18 protein-coding genes are annotated in these 19,017 nt (G+C 67.2%); 11 read left to right on the top strand and 7 right to left on the bottom strand.

Annotated features, from left to right (window positions below):
• Nucleotides 1-57 precede the first annotated feature (57 nt).
• On the bottom strand, nt 58-1,590 hold the full coding sequence (locus BBJ41_RS31345) for a sensor domain-containing diguanylate cyclase (RefSeq protein ID WP_069750035.1): 1,533 nt from the start codon (nt 1,588-1,590) through the stop codon (nt 58-60).
• A 586-nt stretch (nt 1,591-2,176) separates the two neighbouring features.
• Here BBJ41_RS31345 and BBJ41_RS31350 point away from each other — a divergent pair.
• The 4 genes from BBJ41_RS31350 to BBJ41_RS31365 all read left to right on the top strand — a co-directional run bounded on the left by BBJ41_RS31350 (nt 2,177) and on the right by BBJ41_RS31365 (nt 6,222).
• The gene (locus tag BBJ41_RS31350) at nt 2,177-3,712 is read left to right on the top strand and encodes an amino acid permease (protein ID WP_069750036.1); all 1,536 of its coding nucleotides are present in this window, start codon (nt 2,177-2,179) and stop codon (nt 3,710-3,712) included.
• Between the two features lie 262 nt (nt 3,713-3,974).
• Complete coding sequence (locus BBJ41_RS31355) at nt 3,975-4,220, top strand: DUF3717 domain-containing protein (protein ID WP_069750037.1); 246 nt, start codon at nt 3,975-3,977, stop codon at nt 4,218-4,220.
• Nucleotides 4,221-4,388: 168 nt separating this feature from the next.
• Nucleotides 4,389-5,306 carry a LysR family transcriptional regulator gene (locus tag BBJ41_RS31360; RefSeq protein WP_069750038.1) on the top strand — a complete coding sequence of 306 codons (918 nt, stop codon included), beginning with the start codon at nt 4,389-4,391 and terminating at the stop codon, nt 5,304-5,306.
• A gap of 109 nt (nt 5,307-5,415) precedes the next feature.
• The gene (locus BBJ41_RS31365; protein ID WP_069750039.1) at nt 5,416-6,222 is read left to right on the top strand and encodes an alpha/beta fold hydrolase; all 807 of its coding nucleotides are present in this window, start codon (nt 5,416-5,418) and stop codon (nt 6,220-6,222) included.
• Between the two features lie 39 nt (nt 6,223-6,261).
• Here the strand turns inward: BBJ41_RS31365 and BBJ41_RS31370 are convergent, their stop codons facing one another.
• Entirely contained in the window at nt 6,262-6,615 is a 354-nt protein-coding gene (locus BBJ41_RS31370) for a hypothetical protein (RefSeq protein WP_069750459.1), read from the bottom strand.
• Between the two features lie 216 nt (nt 6,616-6,831).
• Nucleotides 6,832-7,452 carry a TetR/AcrR family transcriptional regulator gene (locus BBJ41_RS31375; RefSeq protein WP_069750040.1) on the bottom strand — a complete coding sequence of 207 codons (621 nt, stop codon included), beginning with the start codon at nt 7,450-7,452 and terminating at the stop codon, nt 6,832-6,834.
• A 98-nt stretch (nt 7,453-7,550) separates the two neighbouring features.
• On the opposite strand from BBJ41_RS31375, the gene BBJ41_RS31380 reads away from it, so the two are divergent.
• Entirely contained in the window at nt 7,551-8,792 is a 1,242-nt protein-coding gene (locus BBJ41_RS31380; RefSeq protein ID WP_069750041.1) for a glycosyltransferase, read from the top strand.
• Between the two features lie 9 nt (nt 8,793-8,801).
• Here the strand turns inward: BBJ41_RS31380 and hutC are convergent, their stop codons facing one another.
• The 3 genes from hutC to BBJ41_RS31395 all read right to left on the bottom strand — a co-directional run bounded on the left by hutC (nt 8,802) and on the right by BBJ41_RS31395 (nt 11,294).
• A complete protein-coding gene (gene hutC, locus BBJ41_RS31385) occupies nt 8,802-9,497 on the bottom strand; it encodes a histidine utilization repressor (protein WP_069750460.1) in 696 nt (231 codons plus the stop codon).
• 182 nt (nt 9,498-9,679) lie between these two features.
• Nucleotides 9,680-10,807: a porin gene (locus BBJ41_RS31390; RefSeq protein WP_069750042.1), complete on the bottom strand. Its 1,128-nt coding sequence runs from the start codon at nt 10,805-10,807 to the stop codon at nt 9,680-9,682.
• A gap of 172 nt (nt 10,808-10,979) precedes the next feature.
• Nucleotides 10,980-11,294 carry a hypothetical protein gene (locus tag BBJ41_RS31395; protein WP_083282028.1) on the bottom strand — a complete coding sequence of 105 codons (315 nt, stop codon included), beginning with the start codon at nt 11,292-11,294 and terminating at the stop codon, nt 10,980-10,982.
• Between the two features lie 334 nt (nt 11,295-11,628).
• On the opposite strand from BBJ41_RS31395, the gene kdpF reads away from it, so the two are divergent.
• Nucleotides 11,629-11,709 carry a K(+)-transporting ATPase subunit F gene (kdpF, locus tag BBJ41_RS42145; RefSeq protein ID WP_063623159.1) on the top strand — a complete coding sequence of 27 codons (81 nt, stop codon included), beginning with the start codon at nt 11,629-11,631 and terminating at the stop codon, nt 11,707-11,709.
• On the opposite strand, the gene BBJ41_RS40805 is transcribed toward kdpF, so the two are convergent.
• Nucleotides 11,679-11,849 (bottom strand): hypothetical protein, encoded by a 171-nt coding sequence (locus BBJ41_RS40805; protein WP_156814912.1) that lies wholly within the window; start codon nt 11,847-11,849, stop codon nt 11,679-11,681. The two genes, kdpF and BBJ41_RS40805, sit on opposite strands and share 31 nt — an antisense overlap.
• Here BBJ41_RS40805 and kdpA point away from each other — a divergent pair.
• The 5 genes from kdpA to BBJ41_RS31425 all read left to right on the top strand — a co-directional run bounded on the left by kdpA (nt 11,848) and on the right by BBJ41_RS31425 (nt 18,847).
• Entirely contained in the window at nt 11,848-13,551 is a 1,704-nt protein-coding gene (gene kdpA, locus BBJ41_RS31405) for a potassium-transporting ATPase subunit KdpA (RefSeq protein ID WP_069750044.1), read from the top strand. The two genes, BBJ41_RS40805 and kdpA, sit on opposite strands and share 2 nt — an antisense overlap.
• Before the next feature lie 10 nt (nt 13,552-13,561).
• A complete protein-coding gene (kdpC, locus tag BBJ41_RS31410) occupies nt 13,562-14,260 on the top strand; it encodes a K(+)-transporting ATPase subunit C (protein ID WP_175972509.1) in 699 nt (232 codons plus the stop codon).
• A gap of 23 nt (nt 14,261-14,283) precedes the next feature.
• The gene (gene kdpB, locus BBJ41_RS31415; protein WP_083282029.1) at nt 14,284-16,368 is read left to right on the top strand and encodes a potassium-transporting ATPase subunit KdpB; all 2,085 of its coding nucleotides are present in this window, start codon (nt 14,284-14,286) and stop codon (nt 16,366-16,368) included.
• Nucleotides 16,369-16,448: 80 nt separating this feature from the next.
• On the top strand, nt 16,449-18,128 hold the full coding sequence (locus BBJ41_RS31420) for a DUF4118 domain-containing protein (RefSeq protein WP_069750463.1): 1,680 nt from the start codon (nt 16,449-16,451) through the stop codon (nt 18,126-18,128).
• Complete coding sequence (locus BBJ41_RS31425) at nt 18,125-18,847, top strand: response regulator (RefSeq protein WP_069750045.1); 723 nt, start codon at nt 18,125-18,127, stop codon at nt 18,845-18,847. Before BBJ41_RS31420 ends, BBJ41_RS31425 begins: the two co-directional genes overlap by 4 nt.
• Nucleotides 18,848-19,017 lie beyond the last annotated feature (170 nt).

A 19,017-nucleotide genomic window follows, 5' to 3' on the forward strand; every position in this document is an offset into this window, starting at 1 on the left:
GCCAAGCGCCAAGCACCAAGCACCAAGCACCAAGCACCAAGCACCAAGCACCAAGCGTCACACGTCGGCCGCGCTCGGCTGTGCGTCCAGCACGCGGTTGCGGCCGCCGGCCTTCGCGCGGTAAAGCGCCTCGTCGGCGCGCCGCAGCAGGGTCGCGGCGTTCATGCGGCCATCGGCGGTGGTTGCCGTGCCGATGCTCGCCGTGACGCGCCCGTACGGGCTTTTCACGTGCTCGATGCCGAGCCCCGCGATCGCGCGCCGGATCCCTTCGGCGACGGTCGCCGCGCCTTGCGCATCGGTGTCGGGCAGCGTGACGACGAATTCCTCGCCGCCGTAGCGCGCGACGTGATCGCCGTCGCGGCGCAGGCAGCGCGATGCGGATTGCGCGACGCGGCGCAGCACATCGTCGCCGGCCGGGTGGCCGTAGTAGTCGTTGAACGCCTTGAAGTGATCGACGTCGACGAACAACACGGACAGCGGGCGGCCGCTGCGCGCCGCGCGCTGCGCTTCCTTCGCGAGCACCGAGTCGAACGTGCCGCGGTTGTCGAGGCCGGTCAGCGAATCGGTGCGCGCGAGCCGGTACAGCTTCGATTCGGCGATCTGCCGGCGCTTCAGCTCGCGCGACAGCGCGAGCGAGCCCCACGCGATGAAGCCGGTAAACAGGCACATCAGCACGACGGTCCAGACCGCGCGGTGATGCCACGACGCGTAGACGTCGACCTCGGCCGGCGCGACGTCGACGATCAGCGGCAGGCCGGCAAGCTGCTTGTAGACATAGATGCGCCGCACGCCGTCGATGCTGCCGGTGCCTGCCAGCACGCCTTCGCGGCTGCGCAGCGCCGCGACGAACAGCGGCGAATCGCGCAGGTCGAGGCCGACGACGCGCGCGTCGTAGGGCAGGCGGCTGACGAGCATGCCGTTGATTTCGGCGATGGCTGCGCTGCCGTGCTTGCCGACCGCGAGGCCGTCGAGCAGCGCGCGGAAGTAGTCGATGCTGAGCGTGCCGACGACGATGCCGCCGAACGAGCCGTCCGGCCGCGTGATCCGGCGGCTGAGCGCGATCGTCAGCGCGCCGCCGCGCAGCCGGGACGCATACGGCCGGCTGATGTACAGCCCCTGGACGAGCCGGTCGCGCTGCGCGGCGAAATAGTCGCGGTCGGCGAAATTGCCGTTGCGCGACGGCGAGGCGCCGGAGTCGATCACGATGTTGCCGTGCTCGTCCATCACGAATATGGAGCCGAGATACGCGCCGGTGGCCGCTCGGTCGAACAGCAGCCGGTGGCGCTGGCGCGGCGGCAGGGTCATCAGTTCGGGATCGGCGATGCCGTCTACGACGTTCTGCAGTGACAAATCGTAGAGTTCGATATTGCGTGCGATATCGCGCTCGATCAGCAGCATCAGGTTGCGTGCATTTTCGACCGCATGGTCATGTGCGTCGCGCCGCGCCTCGATTAAAAGCGACGTGGAAAGTCCCCAACTGAACATCAGCAGGACGATGCCCGCAACGAGTACGCCGCGGGGCGACAGAATGCGGGCCACGATCGACGCGGTATGGCGGCGCAGCGTGGCGGGCAGCGGGAATGACTTCATCCTCGGGGCTGGCGGGCGGCGGATATTCGTGTGTCGACGGTTCCGCGCGCTGATTATTTCGAATTAAGCCGCATTATCTCGCGAATTCCCGGGCCTCGCGTGCGCATGCAAAACATGCATGCGAGAACGGCGATTCGAAAATATTACGCATCATTACCGGATTGCGCGCGGGCCATTTGATTTGAATCAATTACCGGTATCAGAAGTATTGTCTGAATAATGACGCGACGATCGGTCGATTTTTCATGTCGGAACGGTAATTGGCCGATTCAGACAGGATGAGCCACGCATGCGGCAGCCGGACGAACGGATAACCCCGGATATGACGTGGTTTTGCGCCGACGGCCGGCCGCGCTGTGTCCGGTGCAGCCAACTCCTTGATTCTGCGAAATCTCCGCACGGCAGCGGGGCATGCCCGCGTGAGCTGCCCCCATGGCGAATCAGGTAGAATCCGCGCTTCGCCGCAGGCGCCCGCCGCGCAACGCGTATCGGGGCCGCATCGCGAATGCATCGCAGGACGCGCCCCGCGCTCCGATTACGCATGCGCCGGCTACGGATGCCGGCCCGCTCAACGTTCGTCTCGTTTATGTCCGCAACTCCGAATTCCGACCAACCCGGTTCGTCCGCGAACCCACCCAAGCTTCATCGCGCGCTGAAGGCGCGCCACCTGACGATGATCGCCATCGGCGGCTCGATCGGCACGGGCCTGTTCGTCGCGTCCGGCGCGTCGATCTCGCAGGCCGGCCCCGGCGGCGCGATGGTCGCGTACATGCTGATCGGCCTGATGGTGTACTTCCTGATGACGAGCCTCGGCGAAATGGCCGCGTTCATGCCCGTGTCGGGCTCGTTCGCGACCTACGGCGCGAAATACGTGGACGAAGGCTTCGGCTTCGCGCTCGGCTGGAACTACTGGTACAACTGGGCCGTGACGATCGCGGTGGAACTCGTCGCCGCGCAGCTCGTGATGCATTACTGGTTTCCGGACGTGCCTGGCGTGTGGTGGAGCGCGGCATTCCTCGGCGTGATGTTCCTGCTCAACGCGCTTACCGTGCGCGGCTTTGGCGAGGCCGAATACTGGTTCGCGCTGATCAAGGTCGTCACCGTGGTCGCGTTCATCGGCGTCGGCCTGCTGATGATCTTCGGCATTCTGAAGGGCGCGCCGAGCAACGGCTGGGGCAACCTGACGATCGGCGACGCGCCGTTCGCGGGCGGCCTGCCGGCATTGATGGGCGTGGCGATGATCGCGGGCTTCTCGTTCCAGGGCACCGAGCTGATCGGCGTCGCGGCCGGCGAATCGGAAAACCCGCGCACGACGATCCCGCGCGCGGTGCGTCAGGTGTTCTGGCGCATCCTGCTGTTCTACGTGTTCGCGATCTTCGTGATCGGCGTGCTGATTCCGTACACTGACCCGAACCTGCTGAAGACGGACGTGACCGACATCGGCGTGAGCCCGTTCACGCTCGTGTTCCGCCACGCAGGCCTCGCTTTCGCGGCCGGCGTGATGAACGCGGTGATCCTGACGGCCGTGCTGTCGGCCGGCAACTCGGGCATGTACGCGTCGACGCGGATGCTCTACAACCTCGCGACCGAAGGACGCGCGCCGAAGATCTTCGCGAAGCTGTCGGCGGGTGGCGTGCCGCGCAACGCGCTGTACGCGACCACGGCGGTCGGCGCGCTGTGCTTCTTCACGTCGCTGTACGGCGACAAGACGGTCTACCTGTGGCTGCTGAACACGTCGGGCATGACCGGCTTCATCGCGTGGCTCGGCATCGCGGTCAGCCACTACCGGTTCCGCAAGGGCTACGTGAAGCAGGGTTATTCGCTCGACCAGCTGCCGTACCAGTCGAAGTGGTTCCCGTTCGGCCCGCTGTTCGCGTTCGTGCTGTGCCTCGTGATCGCGCTCGGGCAGGACTATCAGGCGTTCCTCGCGAACAAGATCGACTGGGCCGGCGTGACCGCGACCTATGTCGGCATTCCGCTGTTCCTCGTCGTGTGGCTCAGCTTCAGGTTCCTGAAAAAGAGCCGTTTCGTGCGCTACGAAGACATGGAGATCGCGCCGTGGATCGCCGCGAACCGCGGCGCGCAGGCGCAGTCGGTGGCGAACCGCGAAACCGCGGGCTGATGCGCGCGCGGCTCGCGGCCGCGCGACGTGCGATGAAACGGGAAGCCTGGCGCTTCCCGTTTTTTTTGCCCGGCTTTTGTCTGCACGGGGTCAAAGCCGGTTATATTGCCCGACCCTACCGGGCCACGGCCCGGCCGGCGCGACAGGCGCAGCGCGGATCGGCATCCGGCGCGCGCGGCAAGCGGCGGCCGGCGGCGCTCGGCGTTTTCATCGTTCCATCCGGGCCGGCAAGGCCCGCGGAGCGCGCAACCCAGAGGAATCCATGAGCGCATCACCCGCCGAGCGGAAGGCCGGACCCGTTTCCATCGTGCGAATCGAAGCCGCGATCAACGCGTGGCGCGAAGTGTACCCGCCGGCTCCGGACGGCGAGGACGGCTACGCGCTCGATGCCGGCAGCAATTGCCTCGCCGAGCTGTACGGCACGATGATCTGCTACAAGTTGCCGGACGTGCCGCTCGACTCGCTGAGCCACGCGCAGCGCGACGCGCTCTACGCGACCGAGGTATGACGCGCGGTCGCGACGCTGCCGCCGAGCGGCATCGATGAAACGACGGGAAGCTCGCGGGCTTCCCGTTTTGCTTTGCGCGGCGCGTGGCGGCATGCGCCGCCTGCGGTATCGTCATGACATGATCCGGCCGGGGTTGGGCGCCGGGTCCCTGTCCGGGAGGGTTCGAACATGGAGTTGAGACACCTCCGTTACTTCGTCGCGGTCGCCGAGGAGCGGAATTTCACGCGGGCGGCCGAGCGGCTGCATATCGCGCAGCCGCCGCTGAGCCGGCAGATCCAGCAGCTCGAGGAGGCGCTCGGCGTGCCGCTGTTCGAGCGCAATGCGCGGCCGCTGAAACTTACCGACGCCGGGCGCTTCTTCTATTCGCACGCGGTGCAGTTGCTCGCGCAGACGACCGAGCTCGAATCGATGACGAAGCGGGTCGGCAAGATCGAGCGCAGCATGTCGGTCGGCTTCGTCGGCTCGACGCTGTACGGGATGCTGCCGAAGATCATCCGGCGCTTTCGCAGCGAATATCCGGCGGTCGAGCTGAGCCTGCACGAGATGTCGACGATGGACCAGATCAAGGCGCTGAAGGAAGGGCGCATCGACGTCGGGTTCGGGCGCATCCGCCATGAAGATCCGAGCGTGCGGCGCGTTGTGCTGCGCGAAGAACGGATGATCGTCGCGCTGCCGGTCGGCCACCCGCTCGACGGCGCGAAGCCCGTGCTGTCGCTGCACGATCTCGTGAACGATACGCTGATCATCTTCCCGAAGGCGCCGCGCCCGAGTTATGCGGACCAGGTGCTCGCGGCTTTCCACGATCGCGCGCTGCAGCCGCGCCGGATCTACGAGACGCGCGAGCTGCAGATTGCGCTCGGCCTCGTCGCGATGGGCGAGGGCGTGTCGGTCGTGCCGCACAGCGTGTACGGCCTGAAGCGCGACGACATCAGCTACAAGCCGCTTGACGATCCGAACCTCGTGTCGCCGATCATCATGAGCATGCGGATGCTCGACGAATCGGAGGACATCCGCGCGATGCAGGCACTGATCTACCGGCTGTACGACGAGTCGCAGATGGAGTACCTGCCGCCGCAGCCCGAATGAGCGCGCGGGCGGTGGGGGCTTGCTTGACGCGCGGCGTGGCCGCGGGCCAACATGCAACGATTACATGCGGCCGCCGACGTGCGGCCGCTTTCATGCAGGCGACAGACACATGACCGATATCGTGACCGAGGAGACAATCGTCGAGACGCCGCAAGGGCGTCTCTTCGCGAAACGCTGGCGCGTGCATCCGGCGCAAGGCGCCGTGAGCGCGGATGAGCCGATCGTGCTGCTGCACGATTCGCTCGGTTGCGTCGACCTGTGGCGCGACTTTCCCGAGCAACTCGCGCGCGCCACGCAGCGCGACGTGATCGCGTACGACCGCCTCGGCTTCGGCCGTTCCGATCGCCATCCGGGCGCACTCGGCACGACGTTCGTGCGCGACGAGGCCGATCACGCGTTCGATGCGGTGCTCGAACAACTCGGCGTCGATACGTTCGTTGCATTCGGGCACAGCGTCGGCGGCGGGATGGCGGTCGGCTGCGCCGTCGCGCATCCGGATCGTTGCCGCGCGCTCGTGACGGTCGCCGCGCAGGCGTTCGTCGAGGATCGCACGCTGGCCGGCATTCGCGAGGCCGGGGAGCAGTTCGGCGAACCGGGGCAGATCGACCGGCTCGCACGCTATCACGGCGACAAGGCCGAATGGGTGCTGCGCGCGTGGGTCGACACGTGGCTGTCGCCGGCGTTTCGCGACTGGAATCTCGAAAGCGAATTGCCGCGCGTGCAATGCGCGACGCTCGCGATTCACGGCGAAGACGACGAATATGGTTCCGACGTGCATCCGAAGCGCATCGCTGCGCGCGTCGCGGGGCCGTCGTCGTTCCTGTTGCTCGCCAGATGCGGGCACATGCCGCACCGCGAGCGCACGGACGACGTGCTGTCGGCCGTCGCGGCTTTTCTGCGCGACGCGGGCGCTTGAGCGCCCCCGGCAACCGGCGGGGTTTCAGCCCGCCGGCCGTCAGAACGCCAGCTGGATCGCGAGATCGATCGCCAGTATCGCGATCGAGCAGCCGATGCCGAGGATTACGTTCGGCAGCCGGTGCTCGAAGTCGCGGTTGTCGCGGCGCATCGCGGCGCCGAGCAGGAAGATCGCCTCGACGACGATCTGCAGCCCGACGAACAGCAGCATCAGCAGATACTCGTAGCCCATCTGCTTGAACACGGCGAATTGCATCCCGTGATCGCGGATCCACTGGCCGACGCGCAGCAGTTCGTATACGAACAGCAAGGCGGGGAACAGGTAGCTGATGAAATAGGTCGGCGCAGTGGCGTGCCGTAGTTCGAGGTGGAAATGCTGATGCGTGGTGGCCATCACGAATCCCTCCTTGCAACGCATGATTGCGGTCGCACGGCGGCGCGGCAACGTGCGAACGGCGGGTTTTCCCGATGCACCGTGCGCAACCGTACGACATCAGCATACTGCTGCGCGGGAAATTTGGCATGCGCCACGTGCATTCGTTGCGAAAACGCATGCGTGCCGCACGACGCGCTCGTCGTGCCGAACGTACCGAATGCGGCGCGCGAGCGCTCAGTGCTTCGCTTCGGCGCCTTCGATAAACAGCTTTGCAACCGACTGGAACTCGCGTTTCAGCGACAGCCCCGGCACGGTCAGCCAGCGCAGCATCGCCGCGAGATACAGGTGATGGAACCACGTGGCGAGCTGATCGGCCCGCAGCGTTGTATTCAGTTCGCCGGATTGTTGCCCTGCAGCGATCAGTTGCTGCCACACCCGTGCGATATCGCCGCCATTCTCCCCGCCGCCCTCCGGTTCGACCGCGCCGATGCTCAGGAAGCGATGCCGCAGATACGCGAGCAGATACACCGGATGCTGCTCGCACCACGCGGCCGACGCGTCGAGCACGCAACCGATGCGCGATGCGAAGCGCTTGCGCCGCGCGACGTCGCGCTGCAGATGCGCGAGATCACGTGCGAGCTCGCCTTCGAGCCAGTGCGCGAGTACGGCCTCTTTCGTCGGGAAGTGGTTGTAAAGCGTGCGCTTCGCGACATCGGCTTGCGCCGCGATCTGCTCCATCGTGACGGCTTCGTAGCCGTGCGCATCGAACAGGCGTGCGCCGGTGGCGGCGAGATGCGCAAGCATCTGGATGCGCTTGCGCGCGCGGCGGCCCGGATCGTCGGTCAGAATCGGCATGGTGGCGGCATTGAATGAAAGTGCACGAATTACATTAGTATACGACGTGCAATTTTACGAATCCACCGGTTCCCGTCGAAGGGAACGAGGAGCTACCCATGAAGCTCGTCATCGCCACTTACGGCACCGAAGGCGACACGCGTCCGCTCGCGGCGCTCGGCCGCGCGCTGATGGACGCCGGCCACGACGTCCGGCTGCTGGCCGATGCGGCGACGCTGGGCGCGGCCGACGCGCTCGGCGTGCCGGCGACGCCGTTGTCGGGCGATATCCGCCGGGCGATTGCGCCGGACGGCGCCTTGTCGGATGCGGTGCGCGGGCGCGGCGGCTTCAACGATACGTCGAAGGCGCTCGCGGCGATCGCGAATGCGAACACGCCGGCATGGATGCGGGAAGTGGCGGATGCATCGGCCGGGTGCGACGCGATCCTCGTGTCGGGGCTTGCATCGTTCGTCGGGCTGTCGGTCGCCGAGTATCGCGGCGTGCCGGCGATCGGCACGGGCATGATCCCGATCACGCCGACCGCCGAATTCGCGTCGCCGTTTCTGCCGCCGGGCAAGCTGCCGCGCTGGCTGAACCGCGCGAGCCACCGGTTCGTCAACGCGCTGCTGTGGCAGGCCTTCAGGAAGGCGACGAACGCGGCGCGCGCAAGCGTGTGCGGGTTGCCGCCGCGCAAGCGGGTGTGGACCGATCATCCGATGCTGTACGGCGTGTCGCCGGCGCTGCTGTCCGGCCCGACGGACTGGCCGTCGAATGTGCAGGCATGCGGCCAGTGGCGTGTCGATGCGCGCGCATGGACGCCGCCTGCCGAACTGTCGGCCTTTCTCGATTCGGGCGATCCGCCGGTATATATCGGTTTCGGCAGCATGGCCGGCTTCGATCGCGCCGCGATGGCCGACGCGCTGGTGCATGCGCTCGCCGGGCGGCGCGCGCTGTTTTATCCGGGCTGGAGCGGTATCGATGGGTCGCGGCTGCCGGCGAACGTGTGCGCGATCGGCGACACGCCGCACGACTGGCTGTTCCCGCGCACGTCGATGGCGATCCACCACGGCGGGTCGGGCACCACGCATTCGGCCGCGCGGGCCGGCATTGCGTCGGTCGTCGTGCCGTTCGCGGGCGATCAGTTCTTCTGGGCGGACCGTCTACGGAAGCTTGGCGTGACGGATGTGCCGGTGGCAGGGCGGCGCGTCGACGCTGCCGCGCTTGCGCGGGCGATCGCGTTCGCCGAGCGCGGCGACACGAAGGCGCGCGCCACGGCACTCGGCGCGCGCATCGCGCAGGAGGACGGTTTGACGCTGGCGGTCAGTGCGATCGAGCGATGGGCGCGGCCCGGCCCGAGGTGAAGCCGCGCGTCAGAAATGTCCGGTGAACCGGTAGCGGCTGCCCGGGTGCCACAGGTTGGCCACCGACGCGACCATTCCCTGCGACCACGTGCGCCGATGCAGCAGCAGGCACGGCTCGCGATCGTCCATCGTCAGATGGCGGCGTGTTTCGGTATCGGGCATCGCGGCCTCGATCCGGTATTCGACGCGCTGCAGCGGTGCGACGCGCGTCAGGTACTGGTTCGGCGTGGTCGTCGTGAAGTCCTGCAACGCATATTCGGGCGCGCAAGCCGGATTGACCCAGCGCTCCTCGAGCTGCACGGGCGTGTCGTTCTCGAAGTGCAGCACGCGCGAATGGAAGATCGGGCTGCCGGTGTCGAGCTGCAGCTCGTCGGCGAGTTTCGCGTCGGCGACGGCCGCGCCGACCTGCAGCACCTGCGCGCGATAGCCGTGGCCGCGCGCGGCGACTTCGTCCGAGATGCTGCGGATCGCGACGAGCGTCGATTCGTATTTCGGCGATGCGACGTACGTGCCGGAGCCGCGCGTGCGCGTGAGCACCTGCTCGGCGGTCAGCTCGCGCAGCGCGCGGTTGACGGTCATCCGCGCGACGTTGAATTCGCGCGCCAGCTCGTTCTCCGACGGCACCTGGTCGCCTTCGGCCCATTCGCCGGCGTGAATGCGCGCGAGGATGAAGTCCTTGATTTCCTGATAGATCGGTGTGGTCATGGGATCACGATTCCAGAGTCGGCGGCGGCCCGCCGCCGAATGCCGATCCGGTGCGCGCCCGGCGCCGAGTGTACCGGTTTCGCGGGCGCGCATGCCCGGATTTCCTGAATGATCCCTGTTCGGCCGGCCCGCGTCCATGCGGGATTGCACAGAGCGGCCGGCCTGCGGCGCGTCGCGCGCGCTCAGAAGCGATGCCGGATGCCGACCGTCGCGACCACCTGCGTGTTCGTCGACGAAGCCGCGAGCCCCGTGACGTTAGCGAACCCGAGCGTCGCACCCGACGGCACGCCGAACTGGTGCTGGTACACGGTTTCCGCGTACACGTCGGTGCGCTTGCTCAGCGCGTAGTCGGCCATCAGCGTCACCTGGTGCCACTTCGGCCGGTGGCTGCCGGCCGCGTCGTCATAGCGGCCTTCGGTGAACGTATAGGCGCCCGCGAGCGACACCGCCGGCGTCAACGCATAACGTGCGTTGACTTCGTAGTTGTCGAAACGCAGCGCGTTCAGCGCGCCGGGCAGCGACGAGGCGGCCGTGTCGTCGAACATCGAATGCGTCCACAGCGCGCCGACCGTCAGCCGGTCGAACGCATAGTTGCCGCCGGCGCCCAGCACGCGCTGGCGCACCGCCGGAAAATTCGGCGCATCGTTCGTCGACAGCGCACCGCCGTTCGTCAGCCCGCCGCGATTGAGTTGCAGATAGGCGGCGCCGAGGCTGACCGGCCCGTTCGCATACGAGGCGCCTGCGCTATATGCGCGGTTGTTCGAGAATCCGCCGGCCGCGTTGCTGAACCCGTACAGGCCGCCGAACTGCCAGCCGGCGAGCGTCGGACTCGTGTATTTCACCGCGTTGTCGATGTAGAACGAATCGTCGATGTTGTCGTTGTCGAACGGATGCGATGCGAGGTTGTTGCCGTCGCCGTTGTTCGCCATCGCGAGCGGGCCGAGATAGTCGACCACGGAATCGTATTGCCGGCCGAGCGTCAGCGCGCCGTATTGGTCGCTTTGCAGGCCGACGTAGGCGCGGCGGCCGAACATCGTGTCGCGGTACGACTGCGTGCCGTTGTTCAGGTTGAAGCCGCTTTCGAGGCGGAACAGCGCATGCAGGCCGCCGCCGAGATCCTCGTTGCCGCTGAGGCCGAAGACCGTATTCGACAGCAGGCCGCTGCCTTGTTGCCACACGCTTTTACCCGACTGGTTGTTCGTATAGGCGATACCGGCATCCAGCATCCCGTAGAGCGTGACGCTGCTTTGCGCATGCGCGGCGATGCTGAAGAAGGCGAGAGAGACGGTACCGACGACTGCTTTTTTCATTGAGTGTGCTTCCTGGAAAGGCCCGTCACGACGGGAACGACGATCCGCCGCGCGCGCCGGCGACGAACGCACGGCTCGTGAAGAACCGCGTGTTCGCGCCGGATACGCGCGTTCGAATCGATGAAAGGGGAGCCGCGTGACACGTATCACGCAAGACGACGGCGACCGCCGGCTAGTGCTGCAACAGGCGGATCGTGCCGAATTCGGCGGCCGGCAGCAGGCGGAGGATCGACAGGATCGCCGGCGACGCCTGCGAGCGCGCGACTTCGAGCTCGATGCACGCGCGCCCGGTGCGGCTGTCGATCGCGGCCGTGTAGAAATTGAGCGCACCGCCGACGGCCTGATGCAGCAGACGGCGCACGACCGCGAGATTGTCCGATTCGACGCGGATCGACAGCAGCACGAGGTCGTCCGCGGGGCACCTGCGCCGCGCACGAACGGGCGGCAGATCGCGTGAAGCGGCGGATTCGGTTCTGGTCGGTTTCATGCGTTCATCCCCGGGTCGCATCGTGCTCCGCACCGCGGAGATCTCGTCTTGAACATGGCGCCCATTCTAGAAATCGCCGTGACGATACGGTGTATAGACTCGCACCGACCCTGAAAAGAACCCATAAAAACGCCGGCCGCCGCTTTCGTCTTTACAGCATTTTTATTCCCCGTCAGGAAATTGAACACCGCTTTGATATGCGGATTTCTACACTGTCGCATCCCATTCGCCAGATGAGCATGGGGGCGTCATCCGGGCCTGCGCCGACACGGCAGGGCCCGGTACGCCGACGAACGGGCGGATATTCCGCGCATACGAACAAAAGGGGAAAGCCATGTTGTGGATCACCGGCGCGTTATCGCTCGCGCTCTTTATCTATCTGTTTCATGCGTTGATCAAGCCCGAGCGGTATTGACCGGCGCGGTTCAACAGGAATTCGACACTATCGGTGAATGTCATGAGCGATCTGCTTTTCATCCTGTTCACGCTCGCATTTTTCGCATTGACGGCCGGTTTCATCACCGGCCTCGACCGAATCTGAGCGAGCATCGACATGTTCAACAATCTCATTCAATTCGCGATCGTTCTCGCGATCATGCTGGCGCTGGTGCCCGTCGTCGGGAAATGGCTCGCGCACGCCTTTACGAGCCCGCGCCACGCGTGGGTCGAACGCCGCACCTATGCGCTGCTCGGCGTGAATCCCGACGAAGCGATGTCGTGGCAGCGCTACGGCATGGTGCTGCTATTGAGCAACGCCGGGATGATGCTGCTCGGTTACCTGCTGCTGCGCATCCAGGACACGCTGCCGTTCGATGCGCTGCAGCGCGCCGCGCAAACGCCCGATCTCGCGTTCAACACGGCCGCGTCGTTCATCACCAACACGAACTGGCAGGCGTATGCGGGCGAGAGCAGCCTGTCGAACTTCTCGCAAATGGCCGTCATCACGTTCCTGATGGTGGTCAGCGCGGCAACCGGCGTGGCGGCCGCGGGCGGTTTCATCCGCGGGCTGAGCCGCAAGAGCGCGGCCGACATCGGCAACTACTGGGTCGACTTCACGCGCGTGACCTATCGCGTGCTGCTGCCGCTCAGCTTCGTGATGGCGCTGGTCTACGTATGGCAGGGCATGCCGCAGACGCTCGCGTCCGACGCGTGGGCGACCACGCTCGAAGGCGCGCGCCAGCAGATCGTGATGGGGCCGGTCGCGAGCCTCGAATCGATCAAGCATATCGGCACGAACGGCGGCGGCTTCTTCAGCATGAACGCCGCGCATCCGTTCGAGAACCCGACGCCGCTCACCAACACGCTGCACATGCTGTCGATGCTGCTGATTCCGTCCGCGCTGACCTACACGCTCGGCACGATGATCGGCCGGCGCCGCCAGGGCTGGGTGATCCTCGGCGCGTTCGTCGTGATGTTCGTCGGCTTCCTCGCGGTGATCTATCAGGCCGAGCAGCACGGCAATCCGCTGCTCACCGGGCTCGGCGTCGATCAGCAGATGAGCGCCGCGCAGCCGGGCGGCAACATGGAAGGCAAGGAGATGCGTTTCGGCATCGCGCAGACGAGCCTGTTCGCGACCGTCACGACGGCCGCGACCACCGGTTCGGTCGACGCGATGCACGATTCGCTGACGCCGCTCGGCGGCCTCGTGCCGATCGCGCAGATGATGCTGAACAACGTGTTCGGCGGCGACGGCGTCGGGCTGATCAACCTGTTCACGTTCGCGATCCTCACGGTGTTCCTCGTCGGGATGATGATCGGGCGCACGCCGGAGTTTCTCGGCAAGAAGATCGAGGCGCGCGAGATGAAGCTCGTGATGCTCGCGGTGCTCGCGCATCCGTTCAGCATCCTCGGCTTCACTGCGCTGGCCGCGCTGCTGCACTCAACGATGGACAGTCTCGCGAACCTGGGGCCGCACGGCTTCAGCGAAGTGCTGTACGCGTACACGTCGGGCACGGCCAACAACGGCTCCGCGTTCGCGGGCCTGAACGCGAACACGCCGTTCTTCAACACGACGATCGGCTTCGCGATGCTGATCGGCCGCTACCTGACGCTGCTGCCGATGCTCGCGGTCGCGGGCAGCCTCGCCGCGAAGAAGAGCGTGCCGGAAAGCGCGGGCACGCTGTCGACGTCGACCGGCCTGTTCGCCGGCCTGCTGATCTTCGTGATCCTCGTCGTCGGCGGTCTGACGTTCCTGCCCGCGCTCGCGCTCGGCCCGATCGTCGAGCACCTGCTGATGTCGGGCGGCCAACTGTTCTGAGGGAAACATCATGATTCAAGGCAATCGCCAGGCAGCGGCCGTCGCCGCGCCGGCCACCGGTTCTTCGTTCGGCGCGGCGACGCGCGGCCTCGTGCGGCCGGTGATCGCATCGTCGGTGCTGTTCATGCTCGTCACCGGCCTCGCGTATCCGCTGCTCACCACGGGCGTCGCGAACGTGTTGTTCCCGTCGCAGGCGCGCGGCAGTCTCGTCCAGCGTGACGGCGCGACGATCGGCTCGGCGGTGATCGGGCAGCAGTTCACGCGCGCCGGTTACTTCCATGCGCGTCCGAGCGCGACGGTCGGCGCCGATCCGGCCGATTCGTCGAAGACGGTCGACCAGCCGTACAACGCGGCCGGCAGCGGCGCGAGCAACCAGGGCGCGACCAGCAAGAAGCTGCTCGCGGACATCGCGCAGCGCGTGCGCGCGTACCGGCAGGAAAACGGGCTCGCCGACGGCATGCCGGTGCCGGCGGATGCCGTCACCGCGTCCGCGTCGGGGCTCGATCCCGAGATCTCGGTCGCGAACGCGCGGCTGCAGGTGGCGCGGGTTGCGCAGGCGCGCGGCCTGGACGCGAAGCAGGTCGCGGCGCTCGTCGAGCGCATCGCCGCGCCGCGCCAGCTCGGCGTGCTCGGCGAGCCGCGCGAGCGCGTGCTCGAACTGAATCTCGCGCTCGACCGCGCATTCGGCCACGCGGCCGGCGCGCGGTAACGGCAGGAACCCCGGAGTCACTCATGTCCCATATCGAAACCCCGATCAACCCGGCGGCCGTGCCGCTCGGCGGCGTGCCGCCGATGCGCTGGACGGCCGTGCTGCGCGAGGCGTTCCGCAAGCTCGCGCCGCGGGTGCAGTTGAAGAACCCCGTGATGTTCGTCGTGTATCTCGGCAGCATCGTCACGACCGCGCTGTGGCTGCAGGCGCTCACCAGTACCGGCGACGCGCCGGCCGGCTTCATCTTCGCGGTCGCGTGCTGGCTGTGGTTCACGGTGCTGTTCGCGAACGCGGCCGAGGCGCTCGCGGAAGGGCGCGGCAAGGCGCAGGCCGACGCGCTGCGGGCGGCGCGCAAGCGCGTGTATGCGAAGGTGCTCGACGAGCCGAAGCAGTACGGCAGCACGAGCTTTCGCGTGCCGAGCGACGAGCTCGCCGCGGGCAGCATCGTGCTCGTCGAGGCCGGCGACACAATTCCCGCCGACGGCGAAGTGATCGACGGCGTCGCGTCGGTCGACGAATCGGCGATCACCGGCGAATCCGCGCCGGTGATCCGCGAGTCGGGCGGCGATTTCTCGTCGGTGACGGGCGGCACGCGCGTGCTGTCCGACTGGATCATCGTGCGGATCACCGCGCAACCGGGCGAAGCGTTCCTCGACCGGATGATCGCGATGGTCGAAGGCGCGAAGCGCGGCAAGACGCCGAACGAAGTTGCACTGACGATCCTGCTCGTCGCGCTGACGATCATCTTCCTGCTCGTATGCGTGACGCTGCTGCCGTTCTCGCAGTTCAGCGTGCTGCTGAATGCGTCGGGCACGGCCGTGAGCCTGACCGTGCTGATCGCGCTGCTCGTCTGCCTGATCCCGACGACGATCGGCGCGCTGCTGTCGGCGATCGGCATCGCGGGGATGAGCCGCATGATGCGCGCGAACGTGCTCGCGACGTCGGGCCGCGCGATCGAGGCGGCCGGCGACGTCGACGTGCTGCTGCTCGACAAGACCGGCACGATCACGCTTGGCAATCGCGAGGCCGTGCAGTTCCGGCCGGCGCCCGGCGTGGACGAGCGCGTGCTGGCCGAGGCCGCGCAACTGTCGTCGCTGGCCGACGAGACGCCCGAGGGGCGCTCGATCGTTGCGCTCGCGAAGCAGCGCTTCTCGCTGGAGGCCACGGCGATTGACGGCAGCATCGCCGTGCCGTTCAGCGCGCGCACGCGGATGAGCGGTATCGACATCGGCGCGCGCCAGGTGCGCAAGGGCGCGGCGTCCGCGATCCGCGCGCATGTCGATGCGCTCGGCGGCGCGTTTCCGCAGGCGGTCGAGACGGCCGTCAACGACATCGCGCGGCGCGGCGGCACGCCGCTCGTCGTCGCCGACGGCTTCCGCGTGCTCGGCGCGATCGAGCTGAAGGACATCGTCAAGCACGGGATCGCCGCGCGTTTCGCCGAGCTGCGCAAGGTCGGCGTGAAGACCGTGATGATCACCGGCGACAACCGGCTCACCGCAGCGGCGATCGCGGCGGAAGCCGGCGTCGACGATTACCTGGCCGAAGCGACGCCGGAAGACAAGCTGCGGCTGATCCGCGAACACCAGGCGAAGGGCCATCTCGTCGCGATGACGGGCGACGGCACCAACGACGCGCCGGCGCTGGCGCAGGCCGACGTGGCCGTCGCGATGCACAGCGGCACGCAGGCGGCGAAGGAGGCGGCCAACATGGTCGACCTCGACAGCAACCCGACGAAGCTGATGCAGGTGGTCGAGGTCGGCAAGCAGATGATCATGACGCGCGGCGCGCTGACGACGTTCAGCGTCGCGAACGATCTCGCGAAGTATTTCGCGATCATCCCGGCCGCGTTCGTCGCGACGTATCCGGCGCTCGGCGCGTTGAACGTGATGGGCTTGCACAGCCCGACGTCGGCGATCCTGTCGGCGGTGATCTTCAATGCGCTGATCATCGTCGCGCTGATCCCGCTCGCGCTGAAGGGCGTGAAGTATCGCGCTGAGCCGGCCGAGAAGTTGCTGTGGCGCAATCTGCTGATCTACGGAGTGGGCGGGATCGTCGCGCCGTTCATCGGCATCAAGCTGATCGACATGCTGCTGACGCCGTTTATCTGACCGAACGCGCCGTTGCGGCCCCGCGCATGCCCTTGCGGCGTGCGCGGGGCCGTTCGGCGTTTCATTTGCCGGAAGCGATCATGGATGTGAACGTGAACGAAGCGACCCGACGGACGAGGGTGCCGCCGGAAACCGTGTCGAGCCGCGACCGCTGGCGGGTCGTGCTGCGCGCGTGCGCGGGCATCGCCGAGCGCATCGCGGGCGCCGGGCCCGACACGCGGCCGGCGCTGGCCGTGCGCGAAGCGCGCCCGCATGCGCACGTGTGGGTGTCGCGGTACGCGGTGCCGCTGCTGCTGGCCACGCTCGTCTGCGCGCTGGCGACGCTCGCGGCAAGCGCGCTGCTGCGCGTGTTCGACCTGTCGAACGTCGTGATGCTGTTCCTGATGACCGTCGTGCTGATCGCGCTGCGGCTCGGCCGGCTGGCCGGCGCGTGGGCCGCGTTCGTGTGCGTCGGCTGCTTCGACTTCTTCTTCGTCGAGCCGCGGCTGTCGTTCGCGGTGTCCGATACGCAGTACGTGTTCACGTTCGCGCTGATGCTGGCCGTCGCGCTCGCGATCGGCCAACTCGCGGCGCGCCTGCGTGCGGAGGCGCGCGCGGCACGCGCGAACGAGAAACGCTCGGCGGCGCTCGCGCGCGTCGCGCACGATCTGTCGGCTGCGGTCGAAACCGCGCAGATCGCGGCGATCTGCACCGGCACGATCGCGCCGCTGCTCGGCGTGCGCGTCGCGCTCGTGCTGCCCGATGAAAACGACCGGCTGATGCCGGCGCAACTCACCGGGTTCGTCGAAGCGCCGATCGCGCGCTGGGCCTACGAGCATGCGCGCGGCGCCGGGTGTGGGATGGCGTCGTTCGATCGCGCGGCCGCGCAGTACCTGCCATTGAAGGCGCCGATGCGCGTGCGCGGCGTGCTCGTGCTGTTCGGCGACGCGCAACCGGTGCCCACCGACCCCGACGATCGGCGCCTGATCGACGCGCTGTGCTCGTCGATCGCGATGGCGCTCGAACGTGTGCATTACGTTGGCGTCGCGCAGCACACGCTGGTCCGCATCGAAGGCGAGCGGTTGCGCAATGCGCTGTTGTCCGCCGTGTCGCACGACCTGAAGACGCCGCTCACCGCGATCCGAGGGCTCGCCGAAACGCTGGAGCGGCCCGAACGTCTGGCCAACGGACAGCCGGCGGCGCTCGCGCGCGGCATCCGCAACCAGGCCGAGGCGCTGCACGGGCTCGTCGTGAACCTGCTCGACCTCGCGCGCATGCAGAGCGAAGGCGTGCGGCTCAATCGCGAGTGGCACATGCTCGACGAGATCGTCGGCAGCGCGCTCGCGCATTCGGCCGGCGTGCTGGCCGGCCGCGACGTGAGCGCCGATTTGCCGGCCGATCTGCCGCTGATCGACGTCGATGCGCTGCTGATCGAGCGCGTGCTGATGAACCTGCTCGACAACGCCGCGAAGTACGCGGGCGCGGATGCGGCTGTCGCGGTGCGCGCGCGCGTGTTCGGCGAGACGCTGTACGTGTTCGTCGAGGACGACGGGCCCGGCTTCGTCGCGCGCAACACCGAGCCGCTGTTCGAGCCGTTCGAGCGCGAGCGCAAGGAGTCGTCGATCAGCGGCGTGGGGCTCGGGCTCGCGCTGTGCCGCAGCATTGTCAACGCACACGGCGGATCGATCCGCGCGGTGCCGCTCGATCCGCACGGCGCGCGGTTCGAGATCCGCCTGCCCATGGGGGCGCCGCCCGACATCGAACACGAGAGCCGCACATGATCAAATCGCGCGTACTGATCGTCGAGGACGAAGCGGACATCCGGCGTTTCGTCCGGATGGCGCTGGAACAGGAGGGGCTCGATACCTGCGAGGCGTCGACGGCCCGCGAGGCGCGCATGTACGCGTCGAGCAGCAAGCCCGATCTCGTGATCGTCGATCTCGGGCTGCCGGACGACGACGGCAAGGCGTTCATCCGCGAATTGCGCGAATGGTCGACGGTGCCGGTGATCGTGCTGTCGGCGCGGCAGCAGGAAGTGGAAAAGGTCGCGGCGCTCGACGCGGGCGCGGACGATTACCTCCCGAAGCCGTTCGGCGTGCCCGAACTGCTCGCGCGGGCGCGCGCGCAGTTGCGGCGCGCGGCGTTCGTGTCGGCCGACGGGCAGGCGTCGTCGATCGTGCGGTTCGGCGACGTGACGGTCGATCTCGGCCGGCATGAAGTCGTGCGCGGCGGCGAGCCGGTGCACCTGACGCGCCTCGAATTCCGGCTGCTCGCCGCGCTGATCCGCGCGCGCGGCGGCGTGGTTGCCGCGCGGCAACTGCTGGCCGAGGTCTGGGGCATCCACGATGCTGATCGCGCGCATTACGTGCGCGTGTACATGACGAACCTGCGGCAGAAGCTCGAACCGGTGCCGGCGCGGCCCCGGCATCTGCTGACGGAACTGCAGTTCGGATACCGGCTGGTCGGTCTGGAAGCGGTCAGCGGCCCGCACGGAGTATAGACAGGTCCGGTGCGCCGTTTACCGGCCGGCGTACGCATCGAGAAAGCCAAAATTCAGCGTCGCGTAATCAATAATTAATTGAAATTAAAGGAAATTCAGGCTCACGACCAGAATCCGCCGACAATTAGAGATAAACACGTATTGCTGGCATGGCACCTGGAAAGGCAAAG

Origin of the sequence: Burkholderia stabilis, assembly GCF_001742165.1 — a bacterium.
GTDB lineage: Bacteria > Pseudomonadota > Gammaproteobacteria > Burkholderiales > Burkholderiaceae > Burkholderia > Burkholderia stabilis.